Below are 18,044 nucleotides of genomic sequence, written 5' to 3' on the forward strand. Positions count from 1 at the left end.
ATGTGTCGCTCAAGGTGTACCTTTTGCAAGAGAATATGGAGGATTATTAGCCAATCGTTCTTTTGGCGGTGCGCAGGTTTCAAGAACTTTCTATGCCAAAGGACAAACCGGGCAACAGTTGCTTTTAGGAGCTTATTCAGCTCTCAGTAGGCAGGTAGCCAATGGAAAAGTGAAATTATATCCAAGGACAGAAATGATGGACTTGGTGACAATTGATGGTAAAGCCAGGGGAATTGTTACCAGAAACCTTATTACGGGAGCAATTGAATCCCATGCTGCCCACGCAGTATTGCTCTGCACAGGTGGATATGGAAATGTGTTTTTTCTCTCCACCAACGCAATGGGATCGAACGTAACTGCGGCTTGGAGAGCGCATAAAAGAGGTGCTTTGATGGCAAATCCGTGTTACACTCAGATCCACCCAACTTGTATTCCTGTATCAGGTGATCATCAGTCAAAATTGACTTTGATGTCTGAATCCCTAAGAAATGATGGTAGGGTATGGGTTCCTGCAACAGTTGAAATTGCTGAAAGGTTGAGAAAAGGTCAGTTTTCAGCCAATGAAATCAAAGAACAAGACAGAGATTACTTCTTGGAGAGAAAATATCCTTCTTTCGGCAATTTGGTTCCCCGTGATGTGGCATCAAGGAATGCCAAATATATGTGTGATGAAGGAAGAGGCGTCAATGAAACCGGCGAGGCTGTATTCCTGGACTTTAGAGATGCCATCAAGCGTGACGGAAAAAGCACCATTGAAGCCAAATACGGCAACCTCTTTGACATGTACATGCAAATTACGGGAGATAATCCTTATGAGGGACCAATGATGATATATCCTGCTGTTCATTATACCATGGGAGGTCTTTGGGTAGATTACAACCTGATGACCAATGTTCCCGGCTTATATGCTTTGGGAGAGGCAAATTTCTCTGATCATGGTGCCAATAGATTGGGGGCCTCTGCGCTGATGCAGGGTCTTGCAGACGGATATTTTGTTATTCCGTACACTATGGGAGATTATCTTGCTCAATCGGCTGCCGCTAAGTTGGATTTAAATCATCAAGCGTTCAAAGATGCTGAAAAAAATGTGAAGGATAGGATTAAAAAACTTCTGAGCATCAGCGGCAATAAAACAGTTGATCATTTCCATAAAAGATTGGGTAAAATCATGTGGGATTATTGTGGTATGGCAAGGTCAGCAGAAGGTTTGACCAAGGCCAAGGCCATGATCAAAGAATTGAAAGCAGAATTCTGGTCAAATGTCAATGTACTTGGCGATAATGAAGAATTGAATCAATCTCTGGAAAAAGCCCATAGAGTAGCAGATTTCATTGAGCTTGGAGAGTTGATGGTGGATGATGCGCTTAACAGAGCTGAGTCCTGCGGGGGGCATTTCAGAGAAGAATATCAGACTCCGGAAGGTGAGGCCCTCAGGGATGACGAAAATTTTGCCTACGTCGCTGCCTGGGAATATTTGGGAGAAGGTAAAGATGAAGCTCTTCACAAAGAGCATCTTGTGTTTGAAAATGTGAAGTTGACCCAAAGAAGTTATAAGTAATCAGAAAATTAAAATCATCAGAGCAATGAATCTTACATTGAAAATCTGGAGACAGAAAAATCACTCCGATAAGGGAGGCTTTAAAGAATATAAAGTAACGAATATTTCCAAAGACATGTCGTTCTTGGAAATGCTGGATGTGCTGAATGAACAGTTGACCAATAAGGGAGAAGATCCGGTCCATTTTGACCATGACTGTAGAGAAGGTATCTGTGGTACCTGTTCCTTGTATATCAATGGCCATCCTCATGGACCATTACAGACCACTACCTGTCAGCTTCACATGAGGTCTTTCAAAGATGGGCAGACCATCACCATTGAACCTTGGAGGGCCAAAGCTTTTCCGGTGGTCAAGGATTTGGTAACTGATAGGTCATCATTTGACAGGATTATTCAGGCAGGTGGATATGTATCAGTTAATACAGGTGGTGTTCCTGATGCCAATGAAATCCCTATCACAAAAACCATCGCTGATATGGCCATGGACGCTGCACAATGTATCGGATGTGGTGCCTGTGTAGCTGCCTGTAAGAATGCCTCAGCCATGCTGTTTACTGCAGCAAAAGTCTCTCAGTTGGCCTTATTGCCACAAGGCAAAGTAGAAAGAAAGACCAGGGCAGAAAAAATGGTTGCTCAAATGGATACTGAAGGATTCGGAGCATGTACCAACGTAGGGGCATGCGAGGCTGAGTGTCCAAAAGCTATCAGCATTTCCAATATAGCCAGAATGAACCGGGAATATTTCGTTGCGGTGGTAAGCAGTCAGAATGTTTAAAAAATTAAATTTAAATTTCCGAAAACTCCGGGTTATTTTCTCAGAGTTTTTTTATTGCATTTAATCCTTTGTCTCCGCGCTGCGGAAAGTTTTCCGAGGAGCAGATTTCTCCGCAATGCAGAAACAATTCCATTTTTTTAAAGAAGGCAATACGACTTGACCAATCTCGGGGAGTACAGCAGTATCTATTTTCACATAGGGATTTTGCCCAAGCTCCGTAGGAGTGGACGATATACAAACATGGATTTGAATCCTAGGGAAAGCTGTAATGGTGGAAAGAAAAAGTGCCATAGGCACGACCGAAAAATATGGGCAAGAACCCTTCCTGAAAAAAACTTTTCTACTCGAATCCTCAGCAATAACAATTTTATATGTATGGGGAATGTTATAGGTCCGGAAGATGGTGATGTTTGGGAATGGCAATTTAAAGGTAATATCTTTGTATTGGAAATAGGTTCTAAAATTGATTTGCTTCCCAAAACATCCCTAACTCAAAGCCTTCTGTACCAGCTCCAATGCCTTATCTGAATGCCCCATTTTCAAAGCAGCCTCATGCCCTTTATCTGACATTTTTTTCCAGGTCTTTTGGATGATGTCGATGATTTTTTCCTCCTCTTCGGCATGTTTCGCAATAAACTCACCAAAGTAATATTTCAGGAAGACCAGACAGACCACATCTTCCAAGCATTGTGTCTCGGGGTCGGTTTTCAATCTTCTTTTGTTGATGAGGTAATCGACATGCTGAATGTCTTCAGGTGGGTAGCCGTATTTTTCCATAATGGAGGAAACCAGTTTCCCATGGATTTTCTTGAGCTCCGTCCTCCACATCAGGTATCCTTTTCTATCCATGGGATAGGAATCCCTTGGAATCGTCCACCTTTGGATATGCTGTCCCCGTGCTGCGATTTTCAAGGTTTCCGAAGCATTTTGGTCAAATTCCAACAACATGGTGGACATCCTTTGGCCATAAAGGAGTTCCTTGGGAATAGACTTTCCATCCTTGTTCTCCATATTGGGATCCTGGGCGTTGAGGCGGTCTATTTCGGCAATGGTATCGTGAAATCTATCTTGGGACATTTGGTCTATAAAAATTTGCTTTAATATAAATGTAGGAATTTTGGGCTACAAATGGGAAATAGCTTCCTTCAATTCATGGTTTGGTTGAAGTCTTTCTGCTACCACCTGCCCTATAACCATAATGGCAGGTGCCTCAATCCTAGCTTCTTCCTGTTTTATTAGAATGTTCCCCAGGTTACCAATGAGGGTTTTTTCATGGGGGAGGGAACCGTTTTGTACCAATGCAATGGATTCCCTTTTCCCTCTTTCTTCCTTAAAAATCCGGATGATCTCCGGGAGTTTGGATATGCCCATCAATATGACGACCGTTGCACTTGTCTGTGCCGCTAATTTCAAGTCCTTTGAAATACTTCCATCCTTCAAGGTTCCTGTAATGACCATAAAGCTTTCATTTGCTCCTCTTTTGGTCAAAGGAATACCTGCCAATCCCGGAACAGCTATCGCCGAACTGATACCAGGTACATAAGTTCCGGGAATTCCATGCATCTTGGCATATTCCAATTCTTCGTGTCCCCTACCAAAAACATAAGGATCACCGCCTTTGAGACGCACTACATGTCCCATGGTTTTCGCATAGCCTACGATCATCTTGTTGATCTCTTGCTGCTGCCTATAATGGAGACCGGCCCTTTTGCCAACAAAGATTTTCAGAGCCGTAACAGGCGCATATTCCAATAGGTCCGGATTGGCCAGGGCATCATATAATACAACATCGGCACTTTGAAGTGCCTTGATTCCTTTTAAGGTGATCAGCTCCGGATCCCCCGGACCTGCCCCTACCAATGATAGTCTAGGTGCTGGTTTCATTTTTCTTCTAAGTATAACGTGAAATAAAATTAAGTAAAAATACGTAAAAATACTTAGATTATTGAAATTTAATTTTTACTTTAGCGGTGTGTTAAAACCTTTGATTCCGCACCTGTGGAATCGAAGCTTTTAGGGTCAGGAGAAAAAGTTTCTGGTCAGAAAGGAAAAAACCTTCGAGATCCTGTCATCGCGGTAGGGAAGACCTCAAAGGTTCCGGGTTTAACCTTTGAGGTTTTTTTTCAAACCTCGAAGGTTTTGGGTCGGGAGAAGGGTTTGATTAAAAGGAAAAACCTTCGAGGTCCTGTCGTCGCGGTAGGGAAGACCTCAAAGGTTTTCAGAGTTAACCTTTGAGGTTTTTTTCAAACCTCGAAGGTTTTGGGTCAAAAGAGGAAAAACCTTCGAGGTCTTGAATCCCAGTGAATAGGATTTCAAAGTTAATTCTAATAGACCTCAAAGGTTAAAAACATAAAACAACTATGAAAAAAATCGTTGTAGTCGGAAACGGCATGGTAGGTTACAAATTCTGTGAAAAATTGCGGGATGCCGATAAAGGGGAGAAGTATGAGGTAAGCGTTTATGGTGAAGAACCTTGGCCTGCTTATGACCGGGTACATTTGAGTTCCTATTTCTCAGGAATGGGGGCAAAAGACCTAATGATGGCCCCATTGGAGTGGTATTATCAAAACAAGATCCAACTTCACACCAAAGAACTGATTGTCAAAATTGACAGGGAAAACCGGAAAGTTTTCAGCCACCTGGGCAATGAGGAATCTTATGATTTTTTGATCTTGGCCACAGGTTCAGGCGCATTTGTTCCATCTATTCCCGGAGTGGAAAAAAGAGGCGTTTTTGTTTACCGGACTTTGGAGGACCTGGATGCCATGAAAGCATATGGCAAGCATGTGAAATCCGCAGCGGTTTTGGGTGGGGGGTTGCTTGGGCTTGAAGCAGCCAAAGCGGTGTTGGATATGGGATTGAAAACCCACGTAGTGGAATTCGCACCCAGATTGATGCCAAGACAGTTGGATGAAAGCGGTTCCGCATTGTTGAAATCCAAAATGGAAGATTTGGGGATTTCAGTCCACTTAAGTAAAAACACGCAGAATATTGAAGGTAATGGTAAACTGACAGGGATGTCTTTTGCCGATGGCTCATTTTTAGATGTAGACATGTTGGTCATTTCAGCGGGTATTAAGCCTAGAGATGAGCTAGCCAAAGACTGTGGGCTGCCTGTTGCACAAAGAGGGGGAATAGTGGTGAATGAAAATTTGCAAACGTCAGAGCCGAATATTTACGCCATAGGGGAAGCAGCTTCTTATAATAATATGGTGTATGGATTGGTGGCACCTGGCTATGAAATGGCCACTCAGGTCGTCAATCAGTTGATGGGAAAAGAAGGGAAACCATTTCAAGGGTTCGACATGTCCACCAAACTCAAGTTGATTGGAGTGGAAGTGGGCAGTTTTGGAGATCCTTTTGGGGAAACTGAATCTTGCAAACCTATCGTTTACGAAAACAAAAGCTCTGGTATTTATAAGAGAATCAATATTTCACAGGACGGCAAAAGGCTTATTGGGGGTGTTTTGGTTGGTGACACTTCTGCCTACAACATGATGTTGCAGATGGTGCAGAACAATATGCCTTTGCCTCCAGAACCTGAAGATCTGATACTCGGGTCTAGGGGGGGCGACAAGCCTGCCGGACTTGGGATAGCCAATTTGCCGGATACGGCACAAATATGTAGTTGCGAGAATATCAGCAAAGCTGATCTCTGTGGTGCCATTCAGGATGGCCAATATGACATTGCTTCCCTGAAATCCTGTACCAAAGCAGGTACGGGGTGCGGTGGCTGCCTTCCGCTGATGGGTGACCTCTTAAAGCATCAGCTTCAGGCCATGGGCCAAAAAGTTAAAAACGTATTGTGCGAGCATTTTGACTATTCCCGACAGGAATTGCTCGATATCGTCAAAATTAAAGGCATCCGAACTTATGATCAATTGTTGGATGAATTTGGGAATGGAGACGGCTGCGAGACATGCAAGCCGGCTGTTGCCTCCATACTTGCAAGTACGTGGAATGAACTCATCACCAAGCAGGATACCATTCAGGACACCAACGACAGGTTCTTGGCCAATATCCAAAAGGGTGGGACTTACTCTGTAGTTCCCCGAATTCCCGGAGGAGAAATCACACCAGAGAAACTAATTGTGATCGGTCAGGTAGCCAAAAAATATGATCTCTACACCAAAATTACCGGAGGGCAACGCATTGATATGTTCGGGGCAAGGGTGGAGGATTTGCCGGATATCTGGGAAGAATTGATCAATGCAGGATTTGAAAGTGGACATGCCTATGGCAAATCCCTTCGGACAGTAAAAAGCTGTGTAGGTTCCGTTTGGTGCCGATATGGAGTTCAGGATGCGGTTTCTTTTGCCATTGAGGTGGAAGAAAGGTATAGGGGATTGAGATCTCCCCATAAACTCAAGGGGGCAGTTTCGGGCTGTATCCGTGAATGTGCTGAGGCCCAAAGCAAGGATTTTGGTATTATTGCCACTGAAAAAGGGTGGAACCTGTACGTCTGCGGCAATGGAGGTTCCAAACCCCAACATGCGATTTTGTTGGCCAATGACATAGATTCCGAGACTTGTCTGAAATACATCGACCGTTTTTTGATGTTTTACATCAAGACTGCCGAACCACTCAATAGGACTGCCACCTGGCTGAACAAAATGGAAGGAGGCATTGATTACCTGCGGGATGTGGTGGTCAATGATTGCCTGGGCATTGGAGATGAACTGGAAAGGGAAATGGAGTTTATGGTAGAAACGTACGCTTGCGAGTGGAAGGAAGTCGTCAACAATCCCGAACTGAGGGCCAAGTTCAGACACTTTGTCAATGTGGAAGAAAAAGACCAAAGTGTGGATTTTAGGCCTATGAGAGGACAGAAGGTGCCTGTCGAGTGGGCGGTGAAGGCGTGAGAAGTGAGATGCGAGATACGAGATGCGAGAGCCTAGAAACAAGAAACAAGAACCAAGAGACAAGATGTAAGACCAAATGAAAAATGAAGGTTTCACAATTTAGCAAGGCAAAGAAATTAAAAAAGGCTTTTCCTTGTCATGTCGATCCCGACAGCTGTACGGGAGAGACATCTATTGAAGGCATGAGATGTGGGACCTGGTCTGTAAAGCAAGAGGTAAGACACAAGGATGACGTTGTCCTAAGGTTTTACCTTCGGGCCACTGGGTGTATGGAGTTTCTAACTCCATTAGTAGATGTTAGCCAGAGGCTCAGAACTCAGCAATCCGAAGCCAGAGGCTTTGGATAACTTGAACCGAACAGACCTGCCAGGTTTTTAAAACCTGGCAGGTCTAAGGAAATCCGAAATAAGCTTTAGTCAATCAATAACCCAAAATCAACCTATTTTCATTTCAAACCTATTAAAGCTATTGCCAAATGTTTACAGAATTTGAAAAATATCGAAAAGCAGTACTTAGTACAGATGTCACATGGTTCAAAGCAGCTTCGGTCACTTCCTTTCCGGAAAACGGTGGAGCATGTGTCAAATACAAGGACCTTCAGATTGCCGTGTTCAACTTTAGCAGGAGAGGGGAGTGGTATGCCTGTCAGAACCTCTGCCCACATAAAATGCAGATGGCCTTGTCAAGGGGAATGATCGGTTCCTGTGAAACGGAACCAAAAGTAGCCTGCCCTTTTCACAAAAAGACCTTTTCACTCAAAGATGGCAAAAACCTGAATGGAGACGATTGCACCATTACCACCTATCCGGTAAAAGTGGAAGAAGGATACGTGTATATTGGTTTTGATCAAAATTACTGAGAAAGAAATATTGCAAAACCATTGATCAGAAATTAATGGTTTTATTCTAAGTGGATTTACGTAAATTACCGAATTAATATACCAGAATGGCAAACGCTAAAAACGAAAAAGGCTACAGGCAGTTTGAGGATCTCCGATGGAGGTACCTTTTTGCATTATCAGCAATTGCACTGACCATCATAATTTCCCAGGCCATTCTGCAGTATTATATTTCGCAACAGGTAAGTGATTCCATTGAAGTGAACCTTTCGGGAAGGCAGAGGATGTTGAGTCAACGCATTACCAAATCAGCTATTTTATTGCTTTCGACTGAAGACAGTTTGTCCTGTAAAAACTATTTGGCTGAGTTGAAACAAAGTCTTCAGGAATGGAAAAGAGCTCATGAAGCTTTACAAGTAGGAGATCAGGGACTGGGAGTCAGGGGAACTAATAACAAAACCATACAGGGACTTTTTGCCGAGATACAGCCCAATTTTGAAGCTATGGTTTCAGGAGGAGAAAGGTTGGTCGAAGGATTTCAATATGGGACAGATGATGTATCCGATTCTCAGGCTTTATCCTCCATTTTGATAAATGAACCGGGATTCCTCAAAGGAATGGATGAAATCGTATTCCAGTTTGACCGACAGGCCCAAGCAAAAGTGGCCCGATTGCGAAAGACGGAGATTATCCTTTTGGCTGTCGCCCTTTTCCTGATATTCATAGAAGTCAGGTTTATATTTTGGCCTTCAGCAAAACTCATCAAACAGAATTTCCAGCAATTGGCCGAAAAAGAAGCCAATTCCCGGAATATGGCATTGGAAATCACATCCCTTTACGACTCTTTGGAAAAATCCTATCTGGAACTCGCTGAAGCAGAAGTGGAAGTGGAAGACCTGACACTATTTGCCAACTGTTCCGCTACAGGGGATTTCCAGTATTTCTCAGAAAGGTTTTGTGAAGTGATGGAATTTGGTGCGGATAAGCCGGGCAATTTTTTTGGATGGTTGGAAAATCAGGGATACAATGCCAAATATGTCCATAAAATCCAGGATTTGGTGAGTCAGGGCAAAACCTGGGAAGGAGACCTGAAACTGGTCAATGAGGAAGGTGATTTTGTCTGGCTCAAACTACACCTTGTACCTGTCCTTGGTCAACAGGAGCAAGTGGAAGGGTTGATGCTGATTTCTGTAGATGAAACAGAAGTCAAAGAAGCACAGGCCAAATCACAGGAAATCCACAAGGAAAAGCTTGAAAAGAAACTTAAGGAACAGCAATACCGATCTGCCCTAATCCTGGAAGGCCAAGAGGAGGAACGAAGGAGGATTTCCCGTGACCTTCATGATGGAATTGGTCAGTACCTTACTGCTCTAAAATACAGTCTGGATGGTATCAATGAAGTAAAATCATATCCTGAAGAAAAACGACTGGAAGTTTCAAAGAGGCTGATCGGGGATGTGATCAAAGAGGTCAGAAGAATTTCTTTCCACCTCACCCCTGTTGCCCTTTCCGATTACGGCCTGACTTCTGTGCTGAACAAATTCAGTGAGGAAATGACCAAGATTTCCAAAATCCCTGTCGTGTTTGAAAATCCAACTGGCTTTATGTCACGGTTGGAAGCGAAAGTTGAAAATAATATTTACAGGATTGTGCAGGAAGCCGTGAACAATGCGATCAAATATTCCGAGGCAACCGAAATCAAAATCAGTCTTTCCCATAATTCCAAATATCTCTACCTTCAGGTTTCGGACAACGGCAAAGGTTTTGATTACAACAAACTGAAAGAAGACGGACATTTTAGCGCCTCCGGTCACGGGATCTTCAATATCAAAGAAAGAGTCAATTTTATCAATGGCCAGTTTCAAATGGAAACTTCACCTGGAATGGGAACCATCATCCATATAGAACTGCCATTGGAATCATAGTCATAAACCCAAATAAATGGAAGAAATAAGCGTAGTATTGGCAGATGACCATGTGGTGGTCCGAAACGGCATCAAAATGCTGTTGGAAAATGAAGGTGAAATCAAAGTAATCGGAGAAGCTTCGGACGGCTATGAGGCATTGGAAGCGGTGAAAATCCTGCAGCCTGATGTGTTGGTGATCGATATCCGCATGCCTAATATGGGCGGATTGGAGGCTACCAGTAAATTGAAAAATTATTCAGAAAAAACCCGTGCCTTGATCTTATCCATGCACAATGATGAAGACTATATCCTGCAGTCAGTGGAAAGCGGTGCATCAGGTTACCTGTTGAAGGATACAAGCAAAGATGAGTTTTTGAAGGCCATTCGGTCAGTTTCCCAAGGCGGGAAGTATTTCAGCGGGGACATCAGCAATGTCCTGGTCAATTCCTACCTGACCGTCAAAAACCCAAAATCCGGAACTTCGAAAGACCAAGGCAACGACTATGACCTGACCAAAAGAGAAAAAGAGATCCTCAAGTTGATCTATGAAGGGGTTGGTAACAAGGAAATCGCCGAGCAGCTCAACAAAAGTATCCGGACCATCGAAACACACCGATTCAATATCATGAAAAAACTCAAAGTGGGCAATGTGGTGGAACTGTTCAAAAAAGTGGAGGAGGAAGCTGCTTTGAAAAGGAGTTTGGGAGTGGGGGGTGGCTAAATCAAATTTAAGCATTTGTTTTTTCTAATGATGGGGTTCTCCCACCTAAATCAATTTTTGCATAAATGTCCAAACTAATATATTTGCCATTTTTAAGTTCACAATCTTCCATTAATCCTTCATAGTTAAAACCAAGTTTGGCCATTGCTTTTTTGCAATTTATATTTTCTGTCTCCACAAAACCTTCGATTCTATGGAGTCCTAAATTGTCAAAGCCATAGTTGCATATGATTGGCATTGCCTCTGCCATAATACCTTTACCCCAAAAGTCCGGCATTAACCAAAATCCTATTTCTGCTTTTTGGTGATCTTTGTTTACATTATTTAGTCCACCTGCACCGAAAAAAGTATCGTTGGCCAAAGAACAAACTGCCCACCAAATTCCAGTTTCATTTTTTTCCAGATCGGCAAAGAATTTCATTTGTTCTTCTGCCGCTTCCAATGTCTGATAACTCACACCATAATATTTGATGATGTCCGGGTGGGAAAGACCTTTGAATACATTTTCATGATCGGTGTCAACAAATTGACGGAGCAAAAGTCCTTCTGTTTTTATAACCGGAAATGTTTTCGGCATCTTAATTTGATCTTGTTTATGAAATTAAAATCATCTTGGCCCTCCTTTGTCAAAAAATAATAAAGGAAGAAACCTGCCAGGTTTATATGCTGTAGATGCAATAAATTAACAATTTAAAGGGTTAAAAACCTGGCAGGTTTTTAACTCATTCCCAAACATACCAAAGTAGGAATGGTCTTCCCCCAAAAACTATTTCACAACAAATTCCCAACCTCTATTAATCAATCACCAATTCTCTTTCAACCCCCCGAGAATGGTGGCAGCAGTGCAACTTCAGCACCAAGCGGTATCATGGTTTTTCCAACAGCCTGCTTTTTATTGACTGCGAGGCTGAATTTGATATGTTTGAGGTCGGGAAACTGTTGGTGAAGAAAACCAAGAAGGACTTCGGTATCTGGCATGTATTGCAATTCCAATTCGTTAGTCTTTAATTTTTCGGCGACCATTCCGAAGGCTTTAATCTTAATCATACGCTATTATTTTTGAGACATTAATTTAATCAAAATCCATTACCCTGTCCAGATTAATTTGACAGCAGCAATAAACAGGACTACTGTGAGCAAGTATTTGATGGCAACAGGATTGAACTTTCTGGCACCCAAATAAGCACCAAGCCCTCCTCCCAAAATAGTCAGGGGCATCACAATCCATAATTGCTGATCAATCTGAATCTGAAAGCCATCAGCCCCCAGAAAACCGGAAACTGAATTCAGGAAAATAAACAGGGCACTGACCGCAGCGGTTTCTTTCATAGTGGTCCAGCCCAACATCAACAGAATAGGGGATAGGATGATTCCACCACCAATTCCTATCAATCCGGAAAAGAAACCGATCAACAAACCCAAAAGAGGAGCCATCCACCATTTTTGATCAACTGAATTGCCTTCATTGATAGGGAAGACATTCAGAAATCTCAGGATAGGGAAGAAAAGCAAAATGCCTAAAATCCTTTTGTATAGAATGGTATCCACCAAAATTGAACCGCCAAGATAAGCTGCGGGTATGGAAAAAATGATCAGGGAAAGAAACAGTCTATTTGGGAAAACTACAGTCTTTCTGAATCCGAGAAAGGCCATCATGGACACAAACATATTCATGATAAGTGCAGTGGGGCGGATCTGCTCGGGTGCAAAGTTCAACAAAGCCAATACCATCAGATAACTGCTGGCACCTCCATGACCCACTGAAGCATATAAAAATGCCACCAAAGGAAGGATCAGATATAAAAAAAGATCGCTCAGCTCCAATCCCATATCTTACCAAAAATAAATTTTCACGGGATCGCCTGTTTTAGAAAGGTGTCCTAAGTTTTGTTCGAAGTAACTCATCTGCCTTCTCCGGATTCAAGCCTTCCTCGTCCCATACTTTATTGGCCGATTCAATGGATTTTTTGGCAAAAAAGTCCGCAAGCATGTCCTTTATTTGAACAAGGTCTTCCTCACTCAATTGATGCGAAAAGGCCTTGAGCAGTTCGAGCTGTAAATTTGACAATGGTCTTTCTAATGTCTCCATACGCTTTCCTGATTGAATTTCTTTCCAATATAACATTTTTTGTAGTAAATGGCTCATGAGAGCGTTGAGTTCCCTTTCGCCATAAATCACCAATCCGTCTCTTGATGTCCCACCGACTTTTGGCTTACCATCCGTATACAGGGACTAATGCTCCTGCTTGCAGGGATTCTGTTTCTTCTCCTATCTCTGCTATGCAATTTGCAGTTCCATATGAAATCAGATTAAAAGATTCCTGTCCCGGCAGGATGTGTACTGAGCCATTTTCTAATTTTGCTTTGAGGAAGAGTGTGATTCCTGGTTTTTTGATGAAATCATATACCAATGGGAAACTTCCGAAAGGTTCCCAAACATTTGTTTTGCCCATCCAAGCCATCAGACAGGGCTTGACATATTGGTTGAAACAGGTGAGGGTGGAGGCCGGATTTCCGGGTAAGGCAAAGATCCATTGGTTTTCTCTTTGGCCTACAAAAAGCGGTTTGCCGGGCTTTTGCCTGATTTTGTAGAAAAGTTCTTTTACTCCTGCTTTTTCCAGACTCCCTTTCACAAAATCATAATCACCTACCGAAATGCCACCGGAAATCAGGACTACATCGTATTTTTCAAGAAAACGATCAATGGTTTCCTGCAATTTGGCTGGTTCATCCAAGGCCGTGGCCAATTCAATTTCATCGACTCCCAACTGTTTGAGATAGGTTTTGAGAACAGGGCCATTGGAATTATAAACTTTGCCAAAACTCAGGGGTTTACCGATTTCCTCTAACTCATCCCCTGTCAGAATGATTCCTAGCGTGGGTTTGGAGAAAACCCGGGCTTCATGAAGGCCAACCGAAGACAGCAAACCGATCATTCCCGGAGTTATTTCGGAACCTTTTAAGGCTATGATATCGCCAACTTTATTTTGGGCTCCCTGAGACCTGAGGTTGGATCCTTTTTCAAATTTATCTATCTCAAATGAAAATGTATCTCCGTCTATTTTCACCCATTCCTGAGGGATAATGGTATCTGCACCTTTAGGAACAGGGGCTCCTGTAAAAATCCGAATGGCTTCATTTTCACCCAATACAAAATCCTCCAATTCCCCCGCCCTGATTTTAGTCTCAGGCCTCAACTTCCTCTTGTTTTCCCCATCCTTCCAGGCAATGGCATAGCCGTCCATCGCTGAGTTGTCAAAAAATGGGATGTCATAATCCGAAGGAATATCCTCCGCCAAAAACATCCCCAAGGACTCCTCTAAAGGCATGTAAACGGATGAACCCTGAATGATATGTTTTGATAAAATCTCTTTGGCTTCTGTTACGGATATCATAATGGTCTTTGATAGTTTCCAATTAAAAAAAATCGGGAATCAACCTCCTATTTTGATCATACTGCGGTTTTCGATTTTATCGGCATCGGCCTTTTCGTAATCCTGGGTAAACTGTCCGCCCAGGATGGCATGTTTCCTAAAAATAGAAAGTTTGATCAGGGGAAGTATATCTTCACCTTTTCTTAAGGTTCCCAATAGGTCCATTTCTTCTTTTCCAAAAAGGCAGTTTTTCATCTTGCCGTCCGCAGTGATTCTCATCCGGTTGCAGGTACCGCAAAAATGCTCACTCATGGTGGTGATAAAAGCAAAGGTGCCTTGATGGCCTATAGCTTTGAATTTTTTGGCAGTATCGTGTTTTTCGTCCACCAATTTGACGGTATCAAATTCAGTCTGTACCGTTTCCAGCATTTGGCGGGCAGTGATTACTTTATCACTTTTCCAGTGATTTCCGGTGAAAGGCATGAATTCAATAAAGCGTACGTGCAGTGGTAATTTTTCGGTGATTTTTACAAATCCCAAAAGTTCTTTTTCAATGATCCCATTGAGGGCCACTGCATTGATTTTGACACGAAAGCCATGGTCCAACAGCAACAGGATATTATCCCAAACTTGTTGGAACTGATTTCTTTTGGTCAGTTTGAAAAAAGTCTCCGGATCCAAAGTATCCAGGCTGACATTCAAGGAACGGATGCCGGCTTCTTTGAACAGCTCCAAATGCTTGTGCACCAATACCCCGTTGGTAGTCAGGGTCAGTTCAACGGGAAGTTTGGCTAACCTTCGGACAATCTCGGGAAACTCTTTCCTCACCAATGGTTCTCCACCGGTCAGTCTGATTTTGTTGACCCCCAAACCCACAAATGTCCTGGCAATGGTCTCAATTTCATCAACAGACATCAAATTCGAATTGGGCATGCATTCGATCTCCTCATTGGGCATACAATAGGCACAGCGGAAATTACAACTGTCGGTCAGCGATATCCGGAGGTAATTGTGAATCCTTTGATGTTGGTCTATGAGCATTTATTCCTGCTTGGATGAATAACAAAGATGCCTATTAAATGAAAGAAATGAAAGGATAATCTGTTGTATGGAATGGAAGTTGGAAGTCCGAAGTCCGAAGAAGTCCATCATCCAAGGTTAACTATCTCTTTGATTGAGGCGGAATATTGGTGAATTTCTGTAATTTTCCAATAACAGATTGGGTATTAGTTTAATATTTGACGCATTCAAATCCTTGTTCCCCATTCAGTTATCGGAACATTTAAATTTTGTTATATTATTTTTAGTTTTGGGATAACCAACCATAACCTGGGAGGTTAGACTTCCAACCTAAACCGTTCATAAGTAAATGAAATCCATCAAAACCATATTCATCTTGTTGATCTTATCCCACAATATTCAAGTAATTTATGCCATTGACCCGGATAGAGAATATATCCGCACTCCAACAGATTTAGGTCTCGATTACGAATCTTTGGTTGTGCGAACAGGCGATTGCTATGATATCAATACCTGGATCTATACAGCTGATGTAGAGAAGGACAATGGTAGACTGCTGATCTTGGCTTACCCTGATGCCGGCAATATGTCCTATTTCGTTTATCATGCTGCAATTTTTGCGAGCCAGGGATATACTGTGGTTACGTTTGATTACCGTGGATTTGGAAAAAGTTCTGACTTCGAGATTGTCAAGGATAGCTTGTATTATAATGAATTTGCTACCGATTTAGTTGCCGTTACAGAAGAAGTCGAACATAAATTCAAAAATAAGCGAATTGGTATTTGGGCAATGTCCATGGGAACAATTATAGCAGTGAAAGCACTGGGTTCATTGGAAGGAAAGGTAGATTTTTTGGTGACAGAAGGTTTTGTCTCTGACACATCCCTTATTGTTGAAAGGACATTTGCAAATAAGGGCAAAATCCTAAGCCTTCCAGAGAAAAGTAGTGCTTACTTAAGCGATCTTAAAAAGATCAACATTCCCACGATAATATTTGCTGCGAGTAAAGATAAAATGACCACATACGAAGATGCAATAGGTGTGAAAAAAACCATATCCGCAAATTGTGAAGTAGTTAGATTCGAAGGTGAGCATCTGGGAGGTTTTAATTCAGGGGATGAAGAATGGGGAGAATATTATATTGGTAAAATTAACCGATTTATAAAGGAAGCTTTTGGTTAATTTGTGAAATGGCGTTATTAAAGAGTTTTTCAATTAGATTTTTCGGAATTATATGAAAAATATCCTTCGGACAGAAAGACTTATAATCAGGAAATTGAATCTAGAAGATTGCACCTTTATAGTGAAACTGTTGAATAGCCCCGGTTGGCTAAGGTATATTGGCGATAGGGAAGTGAAGACAAAGACGGACGCAATAATTTATCTTCAAAACGGCCCTCTGCTCAGTTATGAAAAATATGGATATGGGCTATATCTAGTCGGTTTAATTGAGACAGGGAATCCTATTGGCATGTGTGGCATTCTCAAAAGAGACAGTCTAGAGCATCCTGATTTGGGTTTTGCCTTCTTACCTGAATTTATTGGAAAAGGATTTGCTTATGAGGCAGCCAAAGGGGTTGTACAATTTGCAAGAGAACAGCTCAAAATCAAAAATTTATTGGCTATCACACTTCCTGAAAACTCATCATCTATCAAACTTTTGGAAAAATTAGGAATGAAATACGAGGGTGTAGTCAAATCACCTGATGGGAAGGAAAACCTGAATCTTTACAAATTGGAATTGAAGAATGATTAATGTTTGTTTTTAGATTTATGGAACGCAGATGACGCTGATTGGGCTGATGCACACAGATAAAAAATCAGTGGAAATCAGCTTGATCAGTGTCATCCGCGATCTATAAAATGATTCTACAGAATCTCATGAATATTAACTGATCAAGGAAGTTCGATTTCCTTTCAGTGATTTTATCCCCTCTTTTTCAAATCTGGTTTCTTTGACCAAGGGCTTCTCTTTGATCAGAGGTTTCAGGATATTTTCCCATTTTTTGGCCAATGGCCATTCCCCATCTAGGTCTGATAATTTATCGCAATCATAGATTTCCAACTCATGCAATCCGTCGATAGAGTCTATTTGGATTGCCAAATGGTCCAAGACCTGTTTTTTTTCTTTTCCATTGCTTATTTCATGTTCCGTTTTTTGGAGAGAAATTTTATGGGCCTTTTGGAGGTCTATGATCTTTGTTTCTGATGGTGTTCCATAATAAACATAGATGAGCTTTTTATTTTTGATATCGAGACCCAAACCATATAAACCCCTCCAATGATCTTCATGATCAAAGTGAAGTTGAGAAGATTGACGGATTTTGTCAAGAAACTCTTGTTGGGATTTCAGTTTGAGTTTCTGTTTTCTGCTGTAATAATATAGTGGCCAAATAAAAGCCAACAATGCAATCAGGGATATACCCAATGACGCAGGATCAATGTCTAACATGATGTAATTGTAAATTTGTGGATGTAAAAGGAAGAATTTGGGAGAACCGAAAATTATCGGTAATCCATAAATCAGCTCAAAGGAGAAATTGTACCTTTTGCTACTTTTTCAAATCATTTACAGGAAAAAATGGAATGGGTATAGGAGCTTTTGAACATCGAAAAATCTCACTTGCTTTTTAAACCAATCCAATCGAAGCGTATTACTCTCCAAAATTCCGGAGTGTTCTTTAGGAAGCAGGAACAAACCGGCATCTCCCAAACTTTTTACTTTAATGGAAGGGATAAGGATTTTTTCAGATGAGGTTTCTAAGAAAAAATTGAAATCACCATCAACCTGAGAATCGCTGAGAATGTCCTGCTCAAAAGACTGCAACTTATCCGCATGACCGGAAAAGCCACTTAATACACTGTTTGATCCAATGACCAAAATCAGTAGTATGGATAAGGAGTTGAAGAGGCTTTTCATTTAACTTTTGAGAATCTGTCAATAGAGAACAAATATCATTTTTATTTTGCTCAAAATGTGATCCAATT

18 protein-coding genes are annotated in these 18,044 nt (G+C 41.8%); 8 read left to right on the forward strand and 10 right to left on the reverse strand.

The annotated features are described in order from the left end of the window. Both ACEW8O_RS22375 and ACEW8O_RS22380 read left to right on the forward strand, forming a co-directional pair. Nucleotides 1-1,558, forward strand: a 1,558-nt coding sequence (locus ACEW8O_RS22375) for a fumarate reductase/succinate dehydrogenase flavoprotein subunit (RefSeq protein WP_373496855.1), incomplete at its 5' end; no start/stop codon positions are given. 25 nt (nucleotides 1,559-1,583) lie between these two features. Next, nucleotides 1,584-2,333: a succinate dehydrogenase/fumarate reductase iron-sulfur subunit gene (locus tag ACEW8O_RS22380; RefSeq protein WP_373496856.1), complete on the forward strand. Its 750-nt coding sequence runs from the start codon at nucleotides 1,584-1,586 to the stop codon at nucleotides 2,331-2,333. 486 nt (nucleotides 2,334-2,819) lie between these two features. Here ACEW8O_RS22380 and ACEW8O_RS22385 read toward each other — a convergent pair whose 3' ends face one another. Together ACEW8O_RS22385 and cobA are read right to left on the reverse strand one after the other, a co-directional pair. Continuing rightward, nucleotides 2,820-3,410 (reverse strand): DUF4202 domain-containing protein, encoded by a 591-nt coding sequence (locus ACEW8O_RS22385; protein ID WP_373496857.1) that lies wholly within the window; start codon nucleotides 3,408-3,410, stop codon nucleotides 2,820-2,822. A 45-nt stretch (nucleotides 3,411-3,455) separates the two neighbouring features. Continuing rightward, nucleotides 3,456-4,217: a uroporphyrinogen-III C-methyltransferase gene (gene cobA, locus ACEW8O_RS22390; RefSeq protein ID WP_373496858.1), complete on the reverse strand. Its 762-nt coding sequence runs from the start codon at nucleotides 4,215-4,217 to the stop codon at nucleotides 3,456-3,458. A 476-nt stretch (nucleotides 4,218-4,693) separates the two neighbouring features. Between cobA and nirB the strand changes: the two genes are divergently transcribed. The 4 genes from nirB (at nucleotide 4,694) to ACEW8O_RS22410 (ending at nucleotide 10,661) form a co-directional block, all read left to right on the forward strand. Next, nucleotides 4,694-7,195, forward strand: a complete 2,502-nt coding sequence (nirB, locus tag ACEW8O_RS22395) for a nitrite reductase large subunit NirB (RefSeq protein WP_373496859.1) — start codon at nucleotides 4,694-4,696, stop codon at nucleotides 7,193-7,195. A 475-nt stretch (nucleotides 7,196-7,670) separates the two neighbouring features. Beyond that, nucleotides 7,671-8,054 carry a nitrite reductase small subunit NirD gene (gene nirD / locus ACEW8O_RS22400; RefSeq protein ID WP_373496860.1) on the forward strand — a complete coding sequence of 128 codons (384 nt, stop codon included), beginning with the start codon at nucleotides 7,671-7,673 and terminating at the stop codon, nucleotides 8,052-8,054. 86 nt (nucleotides 8,055-8,140) lie between these two features. Then, a complete protein-coding gene (locus ACEW8O_RS22405) occupies nucleotides 8,141-9,958 on the forward strand; it encodes an ATP-binding protein (RefSeq protein ID WP_373496861.1) in 1,818 nt (605 codons plus the stop codon). 16 nt (nucleotides 9,959-9,974) lie between these two features. Next, complete coding sequence (locus tag ACEW8O_RS22410) at nucleotides 9,975-10,661, forward strand: response regulator (protein ID WP_373496862.1); 687 nt, start codon at nucleotides 9,975-9,977, stop codon at nucleotides 10,659-10,661. A 7-nt stretch (nucleotides 10,662-10,668) separates the two neighbouring features. Here the strand turns inward: ACEW8O_RS22410 and ACEW8O_RS22415 are convergent, their stop codons facing one another. The 6 genes from ACEW8O_RS22415 to moaA all read right to left on the reverse strand — a co-directional run bounded on the left by ACEW8O_RS22415 (nucleotide 10,669) and on the right by moaA (nucleotide 15,076). Beyond that, nucleotides 10,669-11,238, reverse strand: coding sequence for a GNAT family N-acetyltransferase (locus ACEW8O_RS22415; RefSeq protein WP_373496863.1), 570 nt, complete (start codon nucleotides 11,236-11,238; stop codon nucleotides 10,669-10,671). Nucleotides 11,239-11,477: 239 nt separating this feature from the next. Beyond that, on the reverse strand, nucleotides 11,478-11,708 hold the full coding sequence (locus ACEW8O_RS22420) for a MoaD/ThiS family protein (RefSeq protein ID WP_373496864.1): 231 nt from the start codon (nucleotides 11,706-11,708) through the stop codon (nucleotides 11,478-11,480). Between the two features lie 39 nt (nucleotides 11,709-11,747). Next, nucleotides 11,748-12,491 (reverse strand): sulfite exporter TauE/SafE family protein, encoded by a 744-nt coding sequence (locus tag ACEW8O_RS22425; RefSeq protein ID WP_373496865.1) that lies wholly within the window; start codon nucleotides 12,489-12,491, stop codon nucleotides 11,748-11,750. Between the two features lie 37 nt (nucleotides 12,492-12,528). Further along, entirely contained in the window at nucleotides 12,529-12,750 is a 222-nt protein-coding gene (locus ACEW8O_RS22430) for a hypothetical protein (protein ID WP_373496866.1), read from the reverse strand. A 124-nt stretch (nucleotides 12,751-12,874) separates the two neighbouring features. Next, nucleotides 12,875-14,056 carry a molybdopterin molybdotransferase MoeA gene (locus tag ACEW8O_RS22435; protein WP_373496867.1) on the reverse strand — a complete coding sequence of 394 codons (1,182 nt, stop codon included), beginning with the start codon at nucleotides 14,054-14,056 and terminating at the stop codon, nucleotides 12,875-12,877. 39 nt (nucleotides 14,057-14,095) lie between these two features. After that, entirely contained in the window at nucleotides 14,096-15,076 is a 981-nt protein-coding gene (gene moaA / locus ACEW8O_RS22440; RefSeq protein WP_373496868.1) for a GTP 3',8-cyclase MoaA, read from the reverse strand. Nucleotides 15,077-15,404: 328 nt separating this feature from the next. Between moaA and ACEW8O_RS22445 the strand changes: the two genes are divergently transcribed. Next, the gene (locus tag ACEW8O_RS22445; protein WP_373496869.1) at nucleotides 15,405-16,238 is read left to right on the forward strand and encodes an alpha/beta hydrolase; all 834 of its coding nucleotides are present in this window, start codon (nucleotides 15,405-15,407) and stop codon (nucleotides 16,236-16,238) included. A 52-nt stretch (nucleotides 16,239-16,290) separates the two neighbouring features. Beyond that, nucleotides 16,291-16,812: a GNAT family N-acetyltransferase gene (locus ACEW8O_RS22450; protein ID WP_373496870.1), complete on the forward strand. Its 522-nt coding sequence runs from the start codon at nucleotides 16,291-16,293 to the stop codon at nucleotides 16,810-16,812. A gap of 132 nt (nucleotides 16,813-16,944) precedes the next feature. Here the strand turns inward: ACEW8O_RS22450 and ACEW8O_RS22455 are convergent, their stop codons facing one another. Together ACEW8O_RS22455 and ACEW8O_RS22460 are read right to left on the reverse strand one after the other, a co-directional pair. Continuing rightward, nucleotides 16,945-17,508, reverse strand: coding sequence for a hypothetical protein (locus ACEW8O_RS22455; protein ID WP_373496871.1), 564 nt, complete (start codon nucleotides 17,506-17,508; stop codon nucleotides 16,945-16,947). A gap of 117 nt (nucleotides 17,509-17,625) precedes the next feature. Next, a complete protein-coding gene (locus ACEW8O_RS22460) occupies nucleotides 17,626-17,976 on the reverse strand; it encodes a hypothetical protein (protein ID WP_373496872.1) in 351 nt (116 codons plus the stop codon). Nucleotides 17,977-18,044: the final 68 nt, after the last annotated feature.

The organism is Aquiflexum sp. (assembly GCF_041749095.1).
GTDB lineage: Bacteria > Bacteroidota > Bacteroidia > Cytophagales > Cyclobacteriaceae > Aquiflexum.